Annotated in this window: 17 protein-coding genes and 2 pseudogenes; 3 read left to right on the top strand and 16 right to left on the bottom strand. The window is 67.2% G+C overall.

All coding sequences use genetic code 11. From position 1 onward, the window contains the following. The first annotated feature begins 472 nt into the window (after nucleotides 1-472). Nucleotides 473-3,250: a ribonuclease E gene (gene rne, locus P1P91_RS07215; RefSeq protein ID WP_311885571.1), complete on the top strand. Its 2,778-nt coding sequence runs from the start codon at nucleotides 473-475 to the stop codon at nucleotides 3,248-3,250. A gap of 73 nt (nucleotides 3,251-3,323) precedes the next feature. On the opposite strand, the gene murB is transcribed toward rne, so the two are convergent. The 9 genes and pseudogenes from murB to P1P91_RS07175 form a co-directional block, all read right to left on the bottom strand. After that, complete coding sequence (gene murB, locus P1P91_RS07210) at nucleotides 3,324-4,349, bottom strand: UDP-N-acetylmuramate dehydrogenase (RefSeq protein ID WP_311885569.1); 1,026 nt, start codon at nucleotides 4,347-4,349, stop codon at nucleotides 3,324-3,326. Further along, entirely contained in the window at nucleotides 4,349-4,813 is a 465-nt protein-coding gene (locus tag P1P91_RS07205) for a low molecular weight protein-tyrosine-phosphatase (protein WP_311885566.1), read from the bottom strand. The genes murB and P1P91_RS07205 overlap by 1 nt, the downstream gene beginning before the upstream one ends. Further along, nucleotides 4,810-5,604, bottom strand: a complete 795-nt coding sequence (kdsB, locus tag P1P91_RS07200) for a 3-deoxy-manno-octulosonate cytidylyltransferase (RefSeq protein ID WP_311885565.1) — start codon at nucleotides 5,602-5,604, stop codon at nucleotides 4,810-4,812. Before kdsB ends, P1P91_RS07205 begins: the two co-directional genes overlap by 4 nt. After that, nucleotides 5,605-5,814 carry a Trm112 family protein gene (locus P1P91_RS07195; protein WP_311885564.1) on the bottom strand — a complete coding sequence of 70 codons (210 nt, stop codon included), beginning with the start codon at nucleotides 5,812-5,814 and terminating at the stop codon, nucleotides 5,605-5,607. Beyond that, nucleotides 5,807-6,823, bottom strand: a complete 1,017-nt coding sequence (lpxK, locus tag P1P91_RS07190; RefSeq protein ID WP_311885563.1) for a tetraacyldisaccharide 4'-kinase — start codon at nucleotides 6,821-6,823, stop codon at nucleotides 5,807-5,809. Before lpxK ends, P1P91_RS07195 begins: the two co-directional genes overlap by 8 nt. Further along, entirely contained in the window at nucleotides 6,820-8,556 is a 1,737-nt protein-coding gene (gene msbA, locus P1P91_RS07185; RefSeq protein WP_311885562.1) for a lipid A export permease/ATP-binding protein MsbA, read from the bottom strand. Before msbA ends, lpxK begins: the two co-directional genes overlap by 4 nt. Nucleotides 8,557-8,611: 55 nt before the next feature. Next, nucleotides 8,612-8,833, bottom strand: coding sequence for a ComEC/Rec2 family competence protein (locus P1P91_RS07180; RefSeq protein ID WP_311885561.1), 222 nt, complete (start codon nucleotides 8,831-8,833; stop codon nucleotides 8,612-8,614). A gap of 9 nt (nucleotides 8,834-8,842) precedes the next feature. After that, a pseudogene (locus P1P91_RS15130) lies at nucleotides 8,843-9,133 on the bottom strand (ComEC/Rec2 family competence protein); the annotation flags it as partial. A 373-nt stretch (nucleotides 9,134-9,506) separates the two neighbouring features. Continuing rightward, a pseudogene (locus P1P91_RS07175) lies at nucleotides 9,507-10,928 on the bottom strand (ComEC/Rec2 family competence protein); the annotation flags it as partial. 102 nt (nucleotides 10,929-11,030) lie between these two features. On the opposite strand from P1P91_RS07175, the gene P1P91_RS07170 reads away from it, so the two are divergent. After that, nucleotides 11,031-11,582: a DUF2062 domain-containing protein gene (locus P1P91_RS07170; protein WP_311885558.1), complete on the top strand. Its 552-nt coding sequence runs from the start codon at nucleotides 11,031-11,033 to the stop codon at nucleotides 11,580-11,582. 15 nt (nucleotides 11,583-11,597) lie between these two features. Here P1P91_RS07170 and P1P91_RS07165 read toward each other — a convergent pair whose 3' ends face one another. From P1P91_RS07165 to P1P91_RS07140, 6 genes are all read right to left on the bottom strand, one after another. Next, complete coding sequence (locus tag P1P91_RS07165) at nucleotides 11,598-12,314, bottom strand: ABC transporter ATP-binding protein (protein ID WP_311885556.1); 717 nt, start codon at nucleotides 12,312-12,314, stop codon at nucleotides 11,598-11,600. Between the two features lie 10 nt (nucleotides 12,315-12,324). Then, nucleotides 12,325-13,566 (bottom strand): lipoprotein-releasing ABC transporter permease subunit, encoded by a 1,242-nt coding sequence (locus P1P91_RS07160; protein ID WP_311885555.1) that lies wholly within the window; start codon nucleotides 13,564-13,566, stop codon nucleotides 12,325-12,327. A gap of 79 nt (nucleotides 13,567-13,645) precedes the next feature. Continuing rightward, on the bottom strand, nucleotides 13,646-14,602 hold the full coding sequence (locus P1P91_RS07155) for a Nudix family hydrolase (RefSeq protein ID WP_311885554.1): 957 nt from the start codon (nucleotides 14,600-14,602) through the stop codon (nucleotides 13,646-13,648). 93 nt (nucleotides 14,603-14,695) lie between these two features. Beyond that, nucleotides 14,696-15,925 (bottom strand): bifunctional glutamate N-acetyltransferase/amino-acid acetyltransferase ArgJ, encoded by a 1,230-nt coding sequence (gene argJ / locus P1P91_RS07150; protein WP_311885552.1) that lies wholly within the window; start codon nucleotides 15,923-15,925, stop codon nucleotides 14,696-14,698. Nucleotides 15,926-15,994: 69 nt separating this feature from the next. Beyond that, complete coding sequence (gene secA, locus P1P91_RS07145) at nucleotides 15,995-18,736, bottom strand: preprotein translocase subunit SecA (RefSeq protein WP_311885550.1); 2,742 nt, start codon at nucleotides 18,734-18,736, stop codon at nucleotides 15,995-15,997. Continuing rightward, entirely contained in the window at nucleotides 18,733-19,197 is a 465-nt protein-coding gene (locus P1P91_RS07140) for a hypothetical protein (RefSeq protein WP_311885548.1), read from the bottom strand. Before P1P91_RS07140 ends, secA begins: the two co-directional genes overlap by 4 nt. Before the next feature lie 65 nt (nucleotides 19,198-19,262). Between P1P91_RS07140 and P1P91_RS07135 the strand changes: the two genes are divergently transcribed. Beyond that, complete coding sequence (locus P1P91_RS07135) at nucleotides 19,263-19,718, top strand: DUF721 domain-containing protein (protein WP_311885546.1); 456 nt, start codon at nucleotides 19,263-19,265, stop codon at nucleotides 19,716-19,718. A gap of 115 nt (nucleotides 19,719-19,833) precedes the next feature. Here P1P91_RS07135 and lpxC read toward each other — a convergent pair whose 3' ends face one another. Then, nucleotides 19,834-20,745, bottom strand: a complete 912-nt coding sequence (lpxC, locus tag P1P91_RS07130; RefSeq protein ID WP_311885544.1) for a UDP-3-O-acyl-N-acetylglucosamine deacetylase — start codon at nucleotides 20,743-20,745, stop codon at nucleotides 19,834-19,836. Nucleotides 20,746-20,773: the final 28 nt, after the last annotated feature.

Genomic DNA, 20,773 nt, shown 5'->3' with positions numbered 1-20,773 from the left:
CCACGCCTCTGCGCACGACTGAACAAGTGCCCTAGCGCCAGACAAGCGCCATCACAGAAAGCCCGCAAGGCCGGCAAACGCTTGCCTGGGACAAAGCGCCTGCCCGACCGACACGCAGGCCAGAGCAGGACGACGCCGTGTACGCATGCCGCCGTCATCTGCGCGCCACGGCAATGGTATCCGCGCGCAGCCGCAAGGATCCGGGCAGCATCGCTGCCGCCGGTAACAGCTTGCCGGTAAAGGACACAGGCGCCCGGGGATTATCCCGCGCGTTCGCCCGGCGGCGCTTAACGCTAAGCGCCGGCCCTGGCAAGGACAGGACAACACGCTACGCCCGGCGCCGCCGTGCTTTCACGTCATCGAGCGCGCCCGGCGGCGGGCGAAAACAAGTTCAACGTTGTGCCGGTAGCTTCCGCGACATCTCCGCACCGTTTTTGACGGAGCACCGGCACGCAACGCTATGCGAGACAACATGAAACGGATGCTCATCAATGCGACCCAGCCTGAAGAGCTGCGCGTCGCTCTTGTCGATGGTCAACGCCTTTACGATCTGGATATCGAGTCCGGCGCCCGGGAGCAGAAAAAAGCCAACATCTACCGCGGCCGCATCACCCGGGTTGAACCTTCCCTGGAAGCCGCTTTTGTCGATTTTGGCGCCGAGCGCCACGGCTTTCTGCCGCTGAAGGAAATCTCCCGGGAATATTTCGTCAAGGACGTCAACGGCCGCCCCAGCATCAAGGAAGTGATCAAGGAAGGCCAGGAAGTCACCGTCCAGGTGGACAAGGAAGAGCGCGGCAACAAGGGCGCCGCCCTGACCACCTTCATCAGCCTGGCCGGGCGCTTTCTGGTATTGATGCCCAACAACCCCCGCGCCGGCGGCATTTCCCGGCGCATCGAAGGCGAGGACCGCAGCCAGCTCAAAAACGCCATGAGCCAGCTGACCATGCCGGACAAAATGGGCCTGATCGTGCGTACCGCGGGTATCGGCCGCACGCCCGAAGAGCTCCAGTGGGACCTGGATTATCTGGTGCAGGTGTGGGAGTCGATCACCGCGGAGGCCGGCAAGCACGCCACGCCCTTTTTGATCTACCGCGAGTCCAACGTCATCATCCGCGCCATGCGCGACTACCTGCGCCAGGACATCGGCGAGGTGCTGATCGACAGCCCCGAGATCCACGCCGAAGCGCTGGGCTTTATTCGCCAGGTCATGCCCTCCTACCAGCAAAAGATCAAGCTCTACGCCGACGAGGTGCCGCTGTTCTCGCGCTTTCAGATCGAATCCCAGATCGAGACCGCCTACCAGCGCAAAGTCAAGCTGCCCTCGGGCGGCTCCATTGTCATCGACCACACCGAAGCGCTGGTCTCCATCGACATCAACTCGGCCCGGGCGACCCGGGGCAGCGATATCGAAGAAACCGCGCTGCAGACCAACAGCGAAGCCGCCGACGAAATCGCCCGCCAGCTGCGCCTGCGCGACATCGGCGGCCTGGTGGTCATCGACTTCATCGACATGGGCCCGGCGCGCAACCAGCGCGAAGTGGAAAACCGCACCCGTGACGCGCTCAAGATCGACCGCGCCCGAGTCCAGATCGGGCGAATTTCGCGCTTTGGCCTGATGGAAATGTCACGCCAGCGCCTGCGCCCGTCGCTTGGCGAAACCAGCGGCGTGGTCTGCCCGCGCTGTAACGGCCAGGGCACCATCCGCGACGTGCGTTCGCTGTCGCTGTCGGTGATGCGCCTGCTCGAAGAAGAAGCCATGAAAGAGCGCAGCGCCCAGATCCGCGCCGTTTTGCCCGTACCGGTCGCCACCTACCTGCTCAACGAAAAGCGCAGCGTGCTGGCCGATATCGAAGCGCGCCAGGACGTTCGCGTGGTGCTGCTGCCCAACCCGGACATGGACACGCCGCACTACGACGTTCAGCGCCTGCGCGACGACCATCTGGAAGGCGGCGACCTCACCGCGGCCTCCAGCTTCGAGCTGCCCGTGGAAAGCGAAGCCGGCAAGGAGTCGGAGCCCGGCATGACGCCGCCGGCCCAGCGCGACGTCGCCGCGGTCAAGAGCGTAACGCACAACGCCCCGGCCCCCGCTTCGCTGCAAAGCGACGGCCACAGCGCCCCTCGGACGACTGCAGAAGCCACCCCCGACGCCTCGTCCGGCGTGGTGGGCCGCTTTATCCGCGGTTTTGCCAAGTTTCTGGGGGCCGAAGAAACGGAACAGGCACTGGAAAAGACCCAAAGCCGGCAGGCATCCGACGCGGACGAGCGCCGGTCGCGCCCGGCGCCGGCCCGGCACAAGCCGGCCGTCGAGCGCCGCCCGCGCAGCGCAAACCAGCAGCAAAGTCGGTCGGGCAAGGGCAGCACCGCCGGTCATGACAGCGCTTCGCGCCAGGGCAAGAGCTCGGCAAAAGATACCGGCAGCGACGCTGCCGGCAAGTCCCGCAGCCGCACGGGCGACGAGACGGCAAAAACCGAGGCCTCAAGCAAGAGCTCGTCGAACGCCCAGCGTAGCCACGCATCGCGCAGCGACAAGAGCGATGACACGCGCAGCGATGCCCAGCGCAAACCCGCCAGCGCGGACAGCCAGCGCAGCGGCCCCAGCCGCTCGCGCAGCCGTCGTCGCCACCCCCAGCAGGACAGCAAAGAACGCCAAAGCGCAGCGGCTGCGCCCCGGGCAGACAAGCCCGCCGATACGCCTGCTACCCTGCCCAAGGAGGCCGAGCCCCAGACCGGCAGGCAGCCCGACGAGGCCAAAGCTGCCTCGCCGAACGAAGCGCCGGCCGTCGCCGTGGACACGCCCAAGCGCACTCGCAACAACCCGCGCAAGCGCAGCCGCAAGCAGGCGCTGAACCCCAAGGCCGAAGCCGAGCAACTCAGGCTCCAGGCCGAAGCTGAAGCCCCGGCAGCGGAAAAGGCCGATGCCCCGGCAGCCGAAAAGCCGGCAGCGCCGAAAAAGGCGGCGGAGCCGGTCCCGGAAAAGCCCCCGGAAAAAGCCCCGCAGAAGGCCGAAGAAAAAGCGCCGGCCAGGGCAGCGGAAAAGGCCGACGCCCCGGCAGCCGAAAAGCCGACAGCGCCGGAAAAGGCAGCGGAGCCGACCCCGGAACAGCCTCCGGAAAAAGCCCCGCAGAAAGCCGAGGAAAAAGCCCCGGCCAGGGCAGCGGAAAAGGCCCCTGCCAAGCCGCGTCGCCGTCGCCGGGCGCATAACGACCCGCGCGAACAGCGCCGTCGCCAGCAGGAGAACAGCGCCGAGTAGCGCCGCCTGCCCACAAAAAAGCCCGGCACCTTGAAGGTGCCGGGCTTTTTTTTAAGGCGAAATGTCTGTGCGCTCACGCCGGAATCGTGCGCGGCTCCACTTCCAGCGCCACGCCAAAGCGCTCCTTGACCGCGCCGGCCACCTGGCCTGCCGCGCGCTTAAGCCCGGCACGATCACCGCCGCCGAAATGCACCAGCACCAGCGCCTGACGCTCGTGGACGCCAAAGGCGCCAAAGCGCTGTCCTTTCAGGCCGCAGCGATCCACCAGCCAGCCGGCAGCCAGCTTGCAGCCGCCGCCCGCCTGGGGAAAATGCGGCATGTCGGGATGCTGCTCAAGCAGCCGTTTGGCGACGCTGTGCTCCACCACAGGATTCTTGAAAAAGCTGCCGGCGTTGGGCAGGCGCCGCGGATCCGGCAGCTTTTCCCGGCGAATGGCGCTCACCGTTTGCGCGACCTCAAGGGCCGTGGGATCGGCCCCTGCTCGGGCAGCCAGGTCGCCGTACCCGAGCACCGGGCGGGGAGTACGGCCAAGTTCGAGCACCAGTCGGGTGATCGCCACCTCGCCGGCCAGCTCGTGCTTGAAAACGCTGTCGCGGTAGCCGAACCGGCACTCGCCGGGCGATAGCCGGCGAGTGCGCCCGCTGGCCAGATACATGACCTCGACCGCGTGCAGCGCGTCGGCCAGCTCGACGCCATAGGCGCCGATGTTCTGCACCGGAGCCGCGCCGCAGTCACCGGGAATCAGCGCCAGGTTCTCAAGGCCCCAGAGCCCGCGCGCGGCAAGCGTCATTACCAGGCCGTGCCAGTTTACCCCGGCGCCCACATGCGCCCGGACTCTGTCGCCGTCGCGCTCAAGCCACCACTGGCGAAGCGCCGGGCGCACGACCACGCCGCCCAGCCTGGGCGGCAGCAGCACGTTGCTGCCGCCGCCCAGCAGGGTTATGCGCTGGCCCGCCCGGCGCGCCGCGCCCAGGCAGTCGCGCAGCGCGGAAAGCGTCGACGGCGCGGCGAAAAATGCCGCCCGGCACGGCAGGCCCAGGGTGTTGGCCCGAGCCAGCTCGCAGTCGGGCTGCCACGTGGCGGGAGCCGACGGCGGCATCACCGGGCAGCCTGAATATGCTCGACGAGCCCCTGGGAGGCCGCCTCGATCATGTCGAGCACCTCCTCAAAGCCCTGCTCGCCGCCGTAATACGGGTCCGGCACTTCACCCTGGGGCATGCCGGCAAACGCCAGGAACAGCTCGATATGGGCGCCGTGGCCCTCCGGCTCCATGGCACGAATGTCGCGCAGGTTGCCGTAGTCCATGGGCAGAATATAGTCGAACTCGTCAAAATCCTCGCGGCCAAGCTGGCGCGCCCGAAGATTGCCGATATCGAGACCACGACGTTTGGCCGCCGCCTGCGCCCGCTCGTCGGGCGGGTTGCCCGCATGCCAGTCGCCGATACCGCACGAATCCACGGTGACATGCGGCTCAAGCCCTGCCTGCTCTACCGCCCGACGAAACACGCCTTCGGCGCTCGGCGAACGGCAGATATTGCCCAGACAGACGAATAGCACCTTCATGGTGACTCCCTATCAGAATGGATGTCGCGGGACGCCATCAGGCGACGCACCCGCGCCAGATCATCCGGCGTATCCACGCCGGGTGGGTTGACCGTGCAGGCCAGCGCCACCTGCACAACATGCCCGCGCTGCAGCGCGCGCAGCTGCTCGAGCTGCTCGAGCTGCTCGAGCGCGGCCGGCGGCCAGTCGCGAAAGGCGTGCAGAAAAGCCGCGCGGTAGGCATAGATACCGATATGGCGCAGCCAGGCATCGGTCGCCAACAGCGCCGGCGGGTCGCTGAAATGCTCGCGGTCCCAGGGCACCGGCGCCCGGGAAAAATACAGCGCCCGGCCGTCGAAGGCGCGCACCACCTTGACCACGTTGGGGTTAAAAAGCGACTCGACCTCGGTAAGCGGCTCGGCAAGCGTGGCGATCGAAGCTCCGGGGTCATCGGCCAGCCGCGCGGCGACCTGATCAATCAGCGCCGGCGGCATCAGCGGCTCGTCCCCCTGAACGTTGACCACCAGCGCCTCGTCGGCAAGCGCCAGCGCCTCGGCCACTTCGGCCAGCCGGTCGGTGCCCGTGGCGTGATCGGCCCGGGTCATGACCACTTCGGCGTTGTAGGGGGCCAGCGCTTCGTCGATGCGTACGTCGTCGGTGGCGACCACCACCCGGGCAGCGCCGCTTTGCCAGGCGCGCCGCCAGACATGGGCGATCATCGGCTCGCCGGCTATGGGCAAAAGCGGCTTGCCCGGCAGCCGCGTGGAGGCGTAGCGCGCCGGAATGACCGCGGTGAATTCGGGCACGGACACTCAGGCGTCTCCCGCGCTGCCGGTTGACGCCGGCAGCTTTTCGTCCACGCTCAGCTGGCGTGCCTCGTCGGGGAGCATGACCGGGATGTCGTCTTTTATCGGGTAGGCCAGACCGTCGTAGCGGCAGTGCAGCTCGCCGGCCTCGCGCACGTACTCAAGCTTGCCCTGGCACTGGGGGCATACCAGCATCGCCAGCAGTTGTTTATCCATGAGCCTGTCTCCTGCAGGTAAGAGCTGCCAGCCGTGCGGCCAGCCAGCGTTCGAAATCGGCGGGCAGAACGGCCTCGACGTCCAGTACCCAGCTGTTCGGCGGCGCCAGCGCCGCGCACTTCACCGCGTCTTTCGCGGTCATCACCAGCGCCTGCCCTTGTGCTGTTTCAAGGTCCCCGGCGCTGAAACGATGGTGATCGGCGTAGCCCTGCCAGAAGCCGCACACGCCCAGCGCTTCCAGTGTGGCAAAAAAGCGCGCCGGCCGGCCGATGCCGGCAATGCCACGCACCGGCAGCGCAAACGGCAGCGGGTCGAGCGCAAAGGTCTTTCCGGTGGCCAGCCGGCGCCAGCGAATCGGCGCCAGCCGCATGGGTACGGTGTTCACCCCGAGCCGCCTTCGCGCCTCGCCGTTGACCAGCACGGCGTCCACCTCGGCCAGCCGCCGGGGCGGCTCGCGCAGGGGGCCGGCCGGCAGGCACTGGCCGTTGCCCAGGCCCCGCGCACCGTCCACCACCGCAAGCTCCAGATCCCGCCCCAGCGCCAGATGCTGCAGCCCGTCGTCGCTGACGATAATATCGCAGCCGGCCTCCCCCAGCGCTCGAGCGCCCCGGACGCGATCGGGGTCGGCCACCACGGCCGCTCCGGTCTGCTGGGCAAGCATCAGCGGCTCGTCGCCGCTTTGCGCAACCGGCGTCGCCGGCGTCACCCGCAGCGGGTAGCTGTCGGCCCTGCCGCCGTAGCCCCGGGTAATAATCCCCGGGGTATGGCCCCGCTCGCTTAGCCAGCGCACCAGCCAGGCCACCAGCGGCGACTTGCCCGTGCCGCCCAGGGTAATATTGCCCACGACAATCACCGGCACCGGCGCCTGCCACACGGCCTTTTTACCGCCGGCATACGCTATCCGGCGACGCTCGACCATCAGCCGATACAGGGCCGCCAGAGGGCGCAGCGGGTACAGCCAGGGGCTGCCGCGGTAGGCCGCCCGGACCCAGCGTTCGGCCAGGTTCACGCCGCGTCCTCAAACTGCAGCCGATGCAGCGCGGCGTAGGCGCCGTCGACCTTTAGCAGCTCGCGGTGAGTGCCTTGCTCGATGATACGCCCCTGCTCCATGACCACAATGCGGTCGGCGCGCTCGATGGTGGAAAGCCGATGGGCAATGACCAGGGTCGTGCGCCCTTCGCACACCCGCTCGAGGGCCTTCTGGATATAGCGTTCGGACTCGGTGTCCAGCGCCGAGGTAGCCTCGTCCAGCACCAGGATCGGCGCGTCCTTGAAAATCGCCCGGGCAATGGCCAGCCGCTGGCGCTGGCCGCCGGAGAGCATCACGCCGTTATCGCCCACTCGAGTCTCGTAGCCGTCGGGCAGAGTATCGATGAACTCGTGGGCGTAAGCAGCCCGTGCGGCGGCTTCAATGGCCGCGGGGTCGGGATCGCGGGAGCCGTAGGCGATGTTGTCGGCCACGCTGGCGTTAAACAGGGTCACCTGCTGGGATACCAGCGCAATCTGGCGGCGCAGCGGGGCCAGCTGATAGTCGCGCACGTCCACGCCGTCAATGGCAATATAGCCGCCGGTGCAGGTATAAAAGCGCGGCAAAAGGCTGGCAAGCGTCGACTTGCCGCTGCCCGAGCGTCCGACAATGGCAACAAGCTCGCCGGCGGCCACGTCCAGATTAACGTGATGGAGCACATCGGGCTGGTCGTCGGCGTAGTGAAAGCTGACGTCGCGAAAGGCGATCTCGCCGCGCAGGCGCTTTGGCAAGCGCTCGCCGCTGTCCTCTTCGGCGGGCTCGTCCATCAGCCCGAAGAGCTCGGTGGAGGCGGCGATGCCCTTCTGGATCTGGCTGTTGATCTCGGTGAGCTGGCGCACCGGCTTGACCATCAGCGCGGCGGCGGTAATGAAGGCGACAAATTCCCCCGGGGTCATGTCGTTGAGCAGCGAAGGCGCCATGGCCACCCACACCAGCCCCGCCATGGACACGGCCACCAGCATGAGGATCACCGGCGAGCTCGCCGCCTTGGTCACCGCTTCCTTCATGCTCTGGCGGCGATTTTCCTCGCTGACGCGTTCGAAACGGCGCTTTTCGTGGGCTTCGGCGCCGTGGGTGCGCACCACGCGGTAGCCGGACAGCGCTTCCGAAGCCACATGGGTCACGTCGCCCATGGAGTGCTGAATACGCTTGGAAATACGCCGAAAGCGCTTGCTGACGTAGCCCACCACCAGCGCGATCAGCGGCGTGACGGCGAGAAACAGCAGCGTCAAAAGCCAGTTGGTCCACAGCAGATAGCCCAGCAGCCCCACCACAAAAAGCCCTTCGCGCAGCAGGATGGTCACCGCCTTGGTGGCGGCCCCCGCGACCTGTTCCACGTGGTAGGTCACCCGGGAGACCAGATGGCCGCTGGAGTGATGATCAAAAAACACCCCGGGCAGGTGGAGCATATGGGCAAACACGTCGCAGCGCAGCGTGTGAATCACGTAGCGCCCCACGTAGGCCATGAAATAGGTGCTCAGAAAAGTGCCCAGCCCCCGGGCGGCGAACATGCCGATCACAAACAGCGGCAGAAAGAGACGAAAGGCGGCGTCGGGGTTCTGGATGCCGTCGATCAGGCGTTTCATCAGCTCGGCCAGAGCCGTGCTTGACGCGGCATAGATGGCAAACCCCGTCACCGCCAGGGCGAAGGCGCGCCAGTGCGGCCTGACATAGCCCAGCAGGCGCTTGTAAATGGCCAAACCTGAATCAATCACGCGGACTCCCGGCGCTAAAACACGATGCGCCGATTCTACCTCAAGCCGGCGCCCATCAACACCGCTCGCCCCCCGGGACCTCGCGCTCACTCTCCACCCTGACCGCTTCCCCGGGGATCAGCCAGAACGTCAGCGCCCCGTCCTGGGCAGTACTCCAAAGGCAGCTTGTCTGGCGGCGAAAGCGCCTTACCACCCTGTCTACCGGGTGCCCGAAGCGGTTGTTGCGCCCGGCGCTGAACACCGCGTGCCGAGGGGCTACCGAGCGTACGAACTGCACGCCGGAGCTCGTCGCGCTACCGTGATGCCCGGCGACCAGCACGCTGACCGGCGCGTCGACGAGCGACAGAAGCCGGCGCTCGACCCGGGCCCCCACGTCGCCGGTGATCAGCAGCCGGTGCTTGCCTGCCGTCACCTGCAGCACGCAGGAGGCGTCGTTGGGCGACAGCTCGCCCGGCCTTTTTGCCGGCGGCCACAGGTGGGCAAACGCCACGCCGTTCCGCTGCCAGCGCTGCCCGTTGCGACACGGCTGCTGCCCGGCCACCACGCCATCCCCGGCCGGCGCCTGCCAGCGAGCCACCCGGTGGGCTTCCTGAAGGGCGCGAATGCCGCCGGCGTGGTCGGTTATCCCGGTGGCTGACGATCACCCGGTCAAAGCGCTGCCCCGGCGGCCACAGCCCCGCAAGCGGCATGAACCCCGAGCGAAAGCGCGGTCCGGTATCGTAGAGCGTGCGCGAATGGCGAGTGCGCAGCTCGATCAGCTGCCCCTGCCCCACGTCGTGGATTCGCACCCGCAGCGCGCCTTCGGGCAGCGCCGGCGGCGAGACGGTCACCACCGCCAGCAACATCAGCATCAGGCTCAAGGTCCGCAGCTCCCGGGCAACCGCGGGCAGCCCCCAGCACAGCGCCACCAGGCCAAGGGCGGCGGCCACCGCCGCAATCTGCCCGATTGGCGGCTCCCAAAGCGGCGCCGCGGTCACCGCAAGCTCGAGCAGCCCGCGCAGCAGATCGAGCGTCAGGCCAAACAGCCACCAGAGCGCCTCGCTTGCGTAGGGAAGCGGCGCGGCCAGCCAGCCGAGCAGCGCCAGCGGCACCATGATCATGCTCATCCAGGGCACCGCCGCCAGGTTGATCAGCGGGGCCAGCGGCGCGACCCGGCCGAAGGCCAGCAGCACCGCCGCGGCCATGATCGGGGCAAGCAGCAGCTGGGAGCGGCACAGCGCCCACAGCCAGCCGCGCCACCCTGTCGGCCGCCGTCGTCCCTGCCAGATCACGATCAGCCAGCCCACGGCAACAAACGATAGCCAGAAGCCGGGGCGCCACACGGCCAGAGGATCGCTTATTGCGATGATCGCCATGGCCAGCCACCACGCCTGCCAGGCGCCTGGAGCATGGCGTCCGGCCAGCGCCCAGAGCCCTACCAGCGCCATGACCAGCGCCCGGGTCGCCGGCGGCGTCAGTCCGGCAAGCAGCGCATAGCCCAGGGCACAGCCTGCGGCCGCCCACCAGGGCCATAGGCGCAGCCGCCAGTTCCATGGCGTTAACCGGCGGGCCCCTGCCCGGGAAAGCCAGAGGCCAAACCCCGCCACCAGGCCTACATGGAGACCCGAAATCACCACCAGGTGCGTGGTGCCGCTGGCGTTCAGCAGGTTCCAGTCGTCCCGGGTGAGCCGGCTGCTTTCTCCCAGCGTCAGCGCGGCCAGCCAGCGGCGGGTGGCCGCATCGCCGGCGTGACGGTCAATGAAGGAAAGCGCCCGGGGCTTCAGCGACGGCGCGGCGGCGTCGGTACGCACCGGCGCCGGGCTCTGGCGTACGTAGCCGGTGGCGTGAATGCCTTCGCGCCACAGCCAGGCCTGATAGTCGAAGGCGCCGGGGTTGCGAAACCCGTGCGGCGGGCGCAGGCGCAGGGTCATCTGCCAGCGCTCGCCCCGGCGCATGGGCGCCTCGCCGTAAACGCTGACCCGGACTTTGCCCAGCCGGTCGCAGCGGGGCAGCCCGGGCGGCGCTCGGCAGCGATCGACGCTCAGCAGCAGACGGGGAATGCCGGCGCTGTCATCCGCCTCGATCACCCGCGCGCTAACGCCAAGGTCGACGCCGCTTAGCCCCGGCGGCAGCCGGCTCGCCTGCTCCTGCAAAACGCCGCCCCAGGTCAGCAGCCACGCCCCCAGCAGCAGCGGCCATAGCGGATATCGTCGGCCCGTCAGTCCCGCCAGCAGCAAGGCCACTCCCGGCACGGCAGCGGCGAGCAGCGGATAGTTGTCGACCACGCCCGCAGCCCCTGCCCCGGCACCGCCCAGCGCCGCCGCGGCCAGGGGCCAGGCGAGTCCCGCACGCCGATACTTGACACCCCTTGCGCCGCGCTTTTTCGCCGCCATCGTCTGTCCGCTCCCCGGACCCGCTTTGCGGCGCTACGCCCGCATAGCCGAAACCACCCAGTATATGGATAATGGTTAGCTTCAAAGGCCAGAGTAATCAACATGCCGCGCCGTTTCCTGCAGCGCTACATGCCTCGACCCGACACTCTGAAGCGCCGGCGCTCGCTGCGTTTCATGGCGCCGCTGATTGCCGACCCGAGGCTTTGGCTGCTCACCCGCCGAAGCGTGGCCAACGCCTTCAGCGTCGGCATATTCTGCGCGCTCTTGCCCATCCCCTTTCAGATGGTAGTCGCTGCCCTGGGCGCGCGCCTGAGCCGCTGCAATCTGGCTCTGGCGGTGGGGCTGGTATGGATCACCAACCCGCTGACCATGCCGCTGATCTATTACGCCAACTACCGGCTGGGCTCGCTGTTTTTCGACACGCCGGTTCGCGAAGCCCCGATGCGCCTCTCGGCCCGCTGGATCGCCGAGCAGATGCACGACATCCTGCCGGCGCTGCTGGTCGGCTCGCTGATCTCGGCGGTTATCCTGGCGGCGCTGGCCAACGCTGCCGTTCGCCTCATCTGGCGCTGGCACGTGTCCCGCCACTGGCGGCGCCGGCAGCGCAAACGCCGCCAGCGTCGGGCGCGCCTCGAGGCCGAATTTGACGACTGAAGCTGACGGCGATCGTCAGGCAGGGTCCGCGACCAGGTGCCCGCCGTCCAGGCGCAGGACCCGATCCTGGTGGGCTGCGAGATCGGTATCGTGGGTGACGATGACAAAGGCGCAGGCGCTCTCCCGGGCCAGCTCGTCCATCAGCCCGAGGATGGTGGCCGCCGTGCTCTGATCGAGGTTGCCGGTCGGCTCGTCCATCAGCACCAGGCCGGGGTCGGTGACCAGTGCCCGGGCAATGGCCACGCGCTGGCGCTCGCCGCCGGAAAGCTCGCCCGGCTTGTGATCGGCGCGCGGCGCCATACCCACGCGCTCGAGCAGCGCCCGGGCGCGCTTTTCCGCCTCGCGCTTGCGCTGACCGCGGATAATCAGCGGCAGCGCGGCGTTTTCCAGCGCGGTGAACTCGGCCAGCAGATGGTGAAACTGGTAAACAAAGCCGATATAGCGATTGCGAAAGCGCCCCAGCGCGGCTTCGTTCAGTCCCGCAAGCGGCTCGTCGGCAATCACGATCTGCCCCCGGCTGGGGCGATCGAGGCCGCCCAGCAGGTTGAGAAGCGTCGTCTTGCCCGAGCCGGAACTGCCGACAATGGCCACGCGCTCGCCGGCGCGTACGCGAAGCGAAAGCCCGTCGAGCACGGTCAAGTCTTCCGGCCCCTCGCTATAGGTGCGGGTCACGTCCCGGCATTCCAGCATCACCCGAGCCTTGGCGGCGTTGGCGGTTGTCGCGGTCGTCATGGAGGCTTCCTTACTCATAGCGCAGCACGTCGGCGGGCTGCACCCGGGCAGCGCGCCAGGCGGGATACAGCGTGGATAAAAACGTCAGGCCGAACGCCGCCGCGACAATATTGAGCACGTCGCTGCCGCGCAGCTGCGAGGGCAGCTCGCTGATGAAATACACTCCGGCATCGAGAAAGTGGATGCCGAAGGCGCCTTCCACCCAGCCGATCAGATCTGACACCGTGAGCGCCAGCAGCACGCCCACGACCACGCCGATGGCGATGCCGATCACGCCGATGGCCATGCCCTGGACCATGAAAATACCCATGATCGAACGCGGCGTGGCGCCGATGGTGCGCAGAATGGCGATATCGGCGCGCTTGTCGGTGACCACCATCACCAGAGTGGAGACGATGTTGAACGCCGCCACGGCGATGATCACCGTGAGCAACAGGCCGATCATGCGCTTTTCCATCTGGATGGCCTGAAACAGGTTGCCCTGGGTGAAGGTCCAGTCGCGGCCGCGGTAGCCCGCGCCCAGGTCGTTGACAATGGCCTGGGTCTCGCTGCTGGCGGCGAAGAGGTCATCCAGCTCCAGGCGCAGCCCGCCCACGGTGTTGCCCATCCGGGCCAGGGTCTGCATGTCGGCAATGTTGGCATAGGCCAGGCGGGCATCGAGCTCGGCGCCGACGCTGAAAATGCCGCTCACGGTAAAGCGCTTGAGCCGCGGGAAGACCCCGGCCGGGGTAATCGAGGCTTCGGGCACCAGCAGGGTCACCCGGTCACCCACGCCAACCCCCAGGTTGCGCGCCAGCGCCGACCCCAGCACCACCTTCCAGGTACCGGGCTGCAGATCGTCGAGGCTGCCGCGCTCCATGTGCTCGTCGACGATCGAGACCTGGCTTTCCCAGCCGGGCTTGATGCCGGTCACCATGCCGCCCTGGTTGCGCCCGCCGGCGGAAAACATGCCCTGCTGCTCCACGTAGGGCGCCGCGCCCACCACGCGCTCGCGCTCGGTCAGCCGCTCGGCAAGCCCTTGCCAGTCCTTGAGGCCGTCGACGGCCTCGATCTTGGTGTGCGGCACCATGCCCAGAATGCGCGTGCGCAGCTCGTGGTCAAAGCCGTTCATCACCGACAGCACCAGGATCAGCACCGCCACGCCGAGCATCAGGCCCAGCATGGAAGTCAACGAAATAAACGAAATAAAATGGTTGCGGCGTTTGGCGCGCACGTAGCGCAGCCCCACCAGAAAAGGCAAGCGGTCAAGCATGACGTGCTCCTTGTCGGCAAGCGCTCAGGCATGCCCGGCGTGCATAAAAACGCCTGCCCGCTGGCAGGCGCGCTTTGGCTCAGCGCCAGAAGTCCCGGATCGAGGCAATGCCCTGGGCGCCCACCGCGCGGGCCCGGTTGGCATGCTGGCGCGTCATTCCGCCCAGCGCAAACACCGGCATGCCGGCGTGCTCCACGTGCTGTTGAAAGTCATGCCAGCCCATCAGCACCGCGTCCGGATGCGAAGGCGTGGGCGCCAGCGGCGACAGCGTAACCAGGTCGCAGCCGAGAGCGGCCGCCTTTTCCAGCTGCTCGGCGTTATGGGTCGAGGCGCCCAGCCACTTGCCCGCGGGTATCGGCCGCCGGTCAAGCTGCATCAGCCGCTCGCTGGTCAGGTGAATACCGTCGGCGTCGACCTGCTCGAGCAAAGCCGGGTCGCCGTTGAGCAGCAGCCGAGCGCCGTACTCCCGGCAAAGCGCCAGCGCCCGGCGGGCGCGGGCCAGATACTGCTCGCCGTCGAGGCTCTTGGCCCTAAGCTGCACCAGCCGCACGCCGTCTTCCTCCAGCGCCCGGGTCAGGCGCTCGCCAAAGACCGCTTCGTCTTCCTCTTCGGCGGTGATCAGATATTCGGCGGGCAGCATGACCGCGCGCAGAATGGGCAGGTTGGCCGCCGGGAACGGATAGCCCGACAGCTCCTCCATGGGCACCCAGCGCACCGCCTGGCCTTCGCGGCCGAACGGCTCGCCGGAAAACGCATGAACCTGCCATACGTCGAGCAGGATATGCTTGTCGGGGTATTCGTGGTGCACGCGGATCAGCGGCTGGGCCCGGGTAATTTCCACCCCCAGCTCTTCGTGCAGCTCGCGCTTGAGACCTTCCAGACCCGTTTCGTAAGGGGCCAGCTTGCCGCCGGGAAACTCCCACAGGCCGCCCTGATCGAAGCTTGAGGGCCGGCGCGCAATCAGCACCTTCTGCTTGTCATCGCTGATGATTGCCGCGGCGGCAACGTGAACCCGTCGTTTTACCATTGCTTTCATTACGTCTTTTTCCACTGTTTTGCTGATCGGCCTAGCCGACGCCTCTTGCTGCACGAATCATCATCGGCGCGAATCCCTGCCCGGTCGGGAGGCTCAGCTGCGATAGTCGGCGTTGATGGACACATACTCGTGGGAAAGATCCGACGTCCACACCCTGGCGTCGCTATCGCCGCGCCCCAGATCAATACGGATGCCGATCTCCTCCCGCGCCATCACCGCGCTGCCGGCGGCTTCGGTATAGCCCGGCGCGCGGCCGCCGCCTTCTACCAGACGCACTTCGTCCAGGTCAATGGTGACACGCTCGACGTCGAAATCGGCCACCGGCGCGCGCCCCACCGCCGCCAGAATTCGCCCCCAGTTGGCGTCCGAGGCGTAGAGCGCGGTCTTGACCAGCGGCGAATGGGCCACGGTAAAGGCCACGTCCAGCGCTTCCCGGCGGCTAGCGGCACCGACCACGTCGAGCGTGACGAACTTGGTGGCACCCTCGCCGTCGCGGATGATCGCCTGGGCCAGGGCCACCAGCACCTGTTCGAGGCCGTCGGCAAAGGCACGAATCTCGTCGTCGGTGGCGATTTCCGCCCCCTGCCCGGTAGCGGCCAGCAGGCAGGCGTCGTTGGTCGAGGTGTCGCTGTCCACGGTGATGCAGTTGAACGAGCGGTCTACCGCCTGGCGCAGCAGCCGCTCGAGAAGCGCCGGCGCCACGGCGGCGTCGGTCACCACAAAGCCGAGCATGGTCGCCATGTCAGGGCGAATCATGCCCGACCCCTTGGCAATGCCGTTGAGCGTTACCCGCCGATCGCCCAGGGGCACTTCGACGCTTGCCCCCTTGAGCTGCGTATCGGTGGTGAGGATACCCGCCGCCGCCTGCTCCCAGGCCTCGCTCTGGCCGCTTCGGGCGGCAAACGCCGGGGTGATGCCGGCCAGCAGCGCCTCCATGGGCAGCGCCTCGCCGATCACGCCGGTGGAGAAAGGCAGCACCCGGTGCGCCGGCAAGCCGGCCTCGGCGGCCAGCGCGCGGCAGCTTTCCCGGGCATCGTCGAGCCCCTGGGCGCCGGTGCCGGCGTTGGCGTTGCCGGTATTGATCAGCCAGTAGCGCGGCGCCTGGCCCTGCCGGCGGCAGGCGGCCAGATGCTCCCTGGCGACCTGCACCGGCGCGGCGCAAAAGGCGTTGCGGGTGAAAACGCCGGCTACGCTTGCCGTATCGGGCAGTTCGATCACCACCAGATCGCGCCGGCCGGCCTTGCCGATACCGGCCCTGGTCGTGCCCAGGCGTACGCCGTCAAGCGCCGGCATTGCGGGAAACGGGACATGACCCACCGCCATAGGATTCCTCCTTTCGTCAGCCCGGGCCGTCAGCCGGGGTTTGTCAACCAGAAAGCATTGCCGCTTAGCTTAGCTGAGCTTGCCGCAGCAGTGCTTGTACTTCTTACCCGAGCCGCAGGGGCAAAGGTCGTTACGCCCCACCTTGGGCCCTTCCCGGCGCACCGGCTGGCCCTCGGCGGCCGCGGCCTCGGGGGTCTCGGATGCGGTTTCATCCGCGCTGCCCTCGGGCTCGTCGTGGCGGCTGGCGGCGGTCGCCTGTTCGCGCTCGAGCGCTTCGCGACGCTCGCGCTCCAGCGCGTCAACCTCTTCGGGCTGGCGCACCTGGACATGGCTCAGAATCCGCGTGACGTCGGCCTTGATATTGGCCAGCAGCTGTTGAAACAGGTCGAAGGACTCGCGCTTGTATTCCTGCTTGGGGTTCTTCTGGGCGTAGCCGCGCAGGTGGATCCCCCGGCGCAGGTGGTCCATGGACTGCAAGTGCTCTTTCCAGCGGGTATCCAGCACCTGCAGCATCACCTGCTTTTCAAACCGCCGGATCAGCGCCTCGCCGGCCGCTTCGATCTTGGCTTCGTAGGCCTCCCGGTGCATGGTCTGCAGCCGCTCGCGGAGCTTTTCCTCGCTCAGCCGCTGGTCTTCCCGGGCCCATTCGACCACCGGCGCTTCCAGGTTGAGCTCGGTCTTGAGGTGAGTTTCAAGCCCTGCCAGGTCCCACTGCTCGGCGAGGCTCTGGGGCGGCACGAAGCTGCTGATCGCCTCGTCCACGACCTCTTCGCGAATGCCCGCCACGGCGTCGGCCACGTCTTCGGACTTGAGAATGTCGTTGCGCTGTTCGTAGATCACCCGACGCTGGTCGTTGGAGACGTCGTCGTACTCCAGCAGCTGCTTGCGGATATCGAAGTTGCGCCCCTCGACCTTTTTCTGGGCCCGCTCCACGGCGTTGGACACCATCTTGTGCTCGATGGCCTCGCCCTCTTCGAGGCCCAGCGCCTTCATCATCCGCTTGACGCGGTCAGAGCCGAACAGCCGCATCAGGCTGTCTTCCAGAGAGAGGAAAAACCGCGTGGAGCCGGGGTCACCCTGGCGCCCGGAGCGCCCGCGCAGCTGGTTGTCGATGCGCCGGGACTCGTGACGCTCGGAGCCGATCACGTGCAGGCCGCCGGCTTCCAGCACCGCGTCGTGGCGCTTTTGCCATTCGTTCTTGAGCGTCTCGATATCCGCCGCGGTGGGGTTTTCCAGCCTGGCGGCCTCGGCTTCCCAGTTGCCGCCGAGCACGATATCCGTCCCCCGGCCGGCCATATTGGTGGCAATGGTCACGGCCCCGGGGCGCCCGGCCTGGGCGATGATCTCGGCTTCGCTCTGGTGCTGCTTGGCGTTGAGCACGTTGAAGCTGATGCCCGCCTCGCGCATCAGCCGCGCCAGGTACTCGGAGGTGTCAATGGAGGCGGTACCCACCAGCACCGGGCGGCCCGCCTCGGTCTGCTCCTGCACATCCTTGATGATCGCCCGGTATTTTTCCTCGGCGCTCTGGTAGACCAGATCGTTGAGATCCTGGCGCGCCTGGGGGCGGTTGGTGGGAATGACGATCACGTCCAGGCCGTAGATCTGGCGAAACTCGAAGGCTTCGGTATCCGCCGTGCCGGTCATGCCGGCCAGTTTCTCGTAAAGGCGGAAATAGTTCTGGAAGGTGGTGGAAGCAAGGGTCTGGCTCTCGCGCTGGACGGTGACGCCCTCCTTGGCCTCCACGGCCTGGTGCAGCCCTTCCGACCAGCGCCGCCCGGGCATCGAGCGGCCGGTGTGTTCGTCGACAATGACCACCTGACCGTCGGCGATGATGTAGTCGACGTCGCGCTGATAGAGATGGCGGGCGCGCAGCGCCGAATGCATATGCTGCAAAAGCCCCAGGTTCTGCGCGGCGTAAAGCGACTCCTCCTCGCCCAGCAGGCCTTCGGCGCGCATCAGCTCTTCCACGCGGTTATGCCCCTGCTCGGTGAGTTCGACCTGCTTTTGCTTTTCGTCGAGCAGAAAGTCGCCGGTGGGCGGTGCATCTTCGTCTTCCGGCTCTTCGCCCTTTTCCAGATGTGTCGCCAGACGGTCGACGACGCCGTAAAGCTCGGTGTTTTCATCCACCGCGCCGGAGATGATCAGCGGCGTGCGCGCCTCGTCGATAAGAATCGAATCCACCTCGTCGACAATGGCGTAGTGCAGCGGGCGCTGCACCTTTTCCTCGAGCGAAAACGCCATGTTGTCGCGCAGGTAGTCAAAACCGAACTCGTTGTTGGTGCCGTAGGTAATATCGCAGGCGTAGGCGTGGCGCTTTTCCTCGTTGGGCTGGCCGGAAAAGATCACGCCCACCGAAAGCCCCAGAAACTCGTACAGCGGACGCATCCAGTCGGCGTCGCGGCGGGCCAGATAGTCGTTCACCGTGACCACGTGCACGCCCTTGGCCGGCAGGGCGTTGAGGTAGACGGCAAGGGTGGCCACCAGGGTCTTGCCCTCGCCGGTTTTCATCTCGGCGATCCGTCCGTCGTTGAGCGTCATGCCGCCGACCATCTGCACGTCGAAGTGGCGCATGCCCATGACCCGCTTGCTCGCCTCGCGGACAACGGCAAAAGCCTGGGGCAGCAGGCTGTCCAGCGGCTCACCGTCGTCCAGGCGGGCGCGCAGCTCGCCGGTCTTGCCCTGCAGCTCGGCCTCGCTCAGCGCTTCGAACTCGCTTTCCAGGGCGTTGACGTGCTGCACGCTCTTGTGCATGCGTTTGACTTCGCGTTCGTTCTTGGAGCCGACGACTTTGCGCAGTACGTTACTGATCATGACTTTTCCACTATGGCTGCCGGAAACGCCGTCATGCGTCCCCGGTAAAAACAGGAAAATGCGCGGCGACCCGCCGACAGCGGTGCCACCGGGTTGGCCGCGAAGAAACAAGGCGTTTTGAGCAGAGACGCTGGCGGCCCGCGGCGCGACACCGCATCGAGCGCGGCGACCAGCCCCGGCACGCGGGCCGGGCTGCCGGGTAGACGGGAGCAGCAGCGACCCGGACGCCGCCGGCGCATGATGGCCCGCCGCCGGCGCCCCGAACGGCGCCGCACACGCCTGATGGCCGGCGCCAGGGCCAGCGCATAGACCTGGCCGGCGGGCAGCCGCGCGGCCTGGCAGGCGCTCAGTCCGACGGGAAGCAGACAGCTGACCAGAAGGCCGGCCAGCCACCAGCGCGCCACGCCGCGCCGACGGCAGGGCCGCGAAGTGTTCGCTTGGGGCGTCGGCTGGGCGGGCATGCTGGGGTCGCACTCCTTGGCGTGCTAGGCTTTCATGAATGGATGCATCCACACGAGGCAAGCGCATGAGTATAAAGGTTAAGCGTTCTCGCGCACAGCCCGTGGGGCAACTGCTCAAGCCCCGGGGCGATATCGGCCGGCTGATGCAGGCGTCGCGCCTGATTGACGAGGCCCAGCGCCGGCTGCGCGCTGACCTGCCGGAGCCAATGCGCGAGCACGTCTTTGTCGGCGGCGTGAGCGAAGGGCGGCTGACGCTGATCTGCGACCGCGCCGCGCTGGTCACCTGGCTGCGCTTCGAGCAGCCGCGCCTGCTGACGCTGCTCCACGGCATCCCCGGGTTTGAGGGCGTGACCGGCCTGCGCTTCAAGGTGCGCCCGGTGCGCCCGGTGAAAGCGCCCCGCCGCTACTGCCGCACCCTGCCCCAATCCGCCGGCAAGGTGCTCACCGAATGCGCCGAGGAGACCCGGGATCCCGGGCTCAAGGCCGCGCTTGAGCGGCTGGCCTCCCACGCGCCCCGCTGAAAGGGCCCGACAATCCGGGGCCAACCCGCCCCTGAACGGCAAAAGGCACCGCCCTGCCCAGGCGTCATCCTGAGCAGAGGCAGTGCCTTCAGCCCGCCCTGTCATGCCGGCAGCGTTACGCCATGGCCGGCGCGGCGTAGGAAATCGGCGCCACGGCCCTGTCTTCCTCGAAGGTAACGATCTCGTAGGCCTCCGGTCGGGACAGCAGTTCGCGGCACAGCTGATTGTTCAGCGCATGGCCCGACTTCACCCCGCGAAACTCGCCGATGAGGCTGTGCCCCAGCTGGTACAAATCGCCGATGGCATCCAGCACCTTGTGCTTGACGAACTCGTCGTCGTAGCGCAGCCCGCCGTCGTTGACGATGCGGTAGTCGTCTACCACGACGGCATTTTCCAGGCTGCCCCCGAGGGCCAGGTTGTTGGCGCGCAGGTTTTCGATATCGCGCATGAAACCAAAGGTCCGCGCCCGGGAAACATCCTTGACAAAGGAGGTAGTGGAAAAATCGATCAGCGCCGACTGCTTCTGCTGCTCGAACACCGGATGGGCAAAGTCGATGGAAAACGACACCTTGAAACCTTCGTGAGGGAGAAACACGGCTTCCTTGTCGGCGTCGCCCACGCTCACTCGCTCCTTGATACGGATGAACTTCTTGGCCGCGTTCTGCTCGCAGATGCCCGCCGACTGGATCAGGAACACGAACGGGCTGGCGCTGCCGTCCATGATCGGCACTTCGCCGGCGCTCAGGTCAACGTAGGCGTTGTCGATCCCCAGGCCGGCAAACGCCGACATCAGGTGCTCGACGGTCGCCACCTTGACACCACGGCGGGAAAGCGCCGTGCACAGCATGGTGTCTTCCACCAGATCGGCCCTTGCAGGAACTTCCACCGCCGGCTGCAAATCCGTCCTCACGAACACGATGCCGGTATTGGCGGGTGCCGGGCGCAGCGCCATGTGAACTTTTGCGCCAGAGTGCAGCCCCACTCCGGTGGCACGGATGACGTTTTGCAGTGTGCGTTGTTTGATCATGGGGGGAAGTCAGGCTCCAGTGATGGCC

The organism is Halomonas piscis (genome assembly GCF_031886125.1).
GTDB lineage: Bacteria > Pseudomonadota > Gammaproteobacteria > Pseudomonadales > Halomonadaceae > Vreelandella > Vreelandella piscis.
The sequence above is the reverse complement of the archived record's forward strand: the minus strand, read 5'-3'. Positions and strand labels throughout refer to the sequence as shown.

Coding starts and splice junctions, on each gene's coding strand:
- P1P91_RS07205 (WP_311885566.1), bottom strand. CDS start 4,813: ATGAAGGTGCTATTCGTCTGTCTGGGCAATATCTGCCGTTCGCCGAGC.
- secA (WP_311885550.1), bottom strand. CDS start 18,736: ATGATCAGTAACGTACTGCGCAAAGTCGTCGGCTCCAAGAACGAACGC.
- P1P91_RS07170 (WP_311885558.1), top strand. CDS start 11,031: ATGCCGCGCCGTTTCCTGCAGCGCTACATGCCTCGACCCGACACTCTG.
- P1P91_RS07135 (WP_311885546.1), top strand. CDS start 19,263: ATGAGTATAAAGGTTAAGCGTTCTCGCGCACAGCCCGTGGGGCAACTG.
- argJ (WP_311885552.1), bottom strand. CDS start 15,925: ATGGCGGTGGGTCATGTCCCGTTTCCCGCAATGCCGGCGCTTGACGGC.
- P1P91_RS07155 (WP_311885554.1), bottom strand. CDS start 14,602: ATGAAAGCAATGGTAAAACGACGGGTTCACGTTGCCGCCGCGGCAATC.
- rne (WP_311885571.1), top strand. CDS start 473: ATGAAACGGATGCTCATCAATGCGACCCAGCCTGAAGAGCTGCGCGTC.
- P1P91_RS07140 (WP_311885548.1), bottom strand. CDS start 19,197: ATGCCCGCCCAGCCGACGCCCCAAGCGAACACTTCGCGGCCCTGCCGT.
- P1P91_RS07160 (WP_311885555.1), bottom strand. CDS start 13,566: ATGCTTGACCGCTTGCCTTTTCTGGTGGGGCTGCGCTACGTGCGCGCC.
- P1P91_RS07165 (WP_311885556.1), bottom strand. CDS start 12,314: ATGACGACCGCGACAACCGCCAACGCCGCCAAGGCTCGGGTGATGCTG.
- murB (WP_311885569.1), bottom strand. CDS start 4,349: ATGCCGCCGTCGGCTCCCGCCACGTGGCAGCCCGACTGCGAGCTGGCT.
- P1P91_RS07195 (WP_311885564.1), bottom strand. CDS start 5,814: ATGGATAAACAACTGCTGGCGATGCTGGTATGCCCCCAGTGCCAGGGC.
- lpxC (WP_311885544.1), bottom strand. CDS start 20,745: ATGATCAAACAACGCACACTGCAAAACGTCATCCGTGCCACCGGAGTG.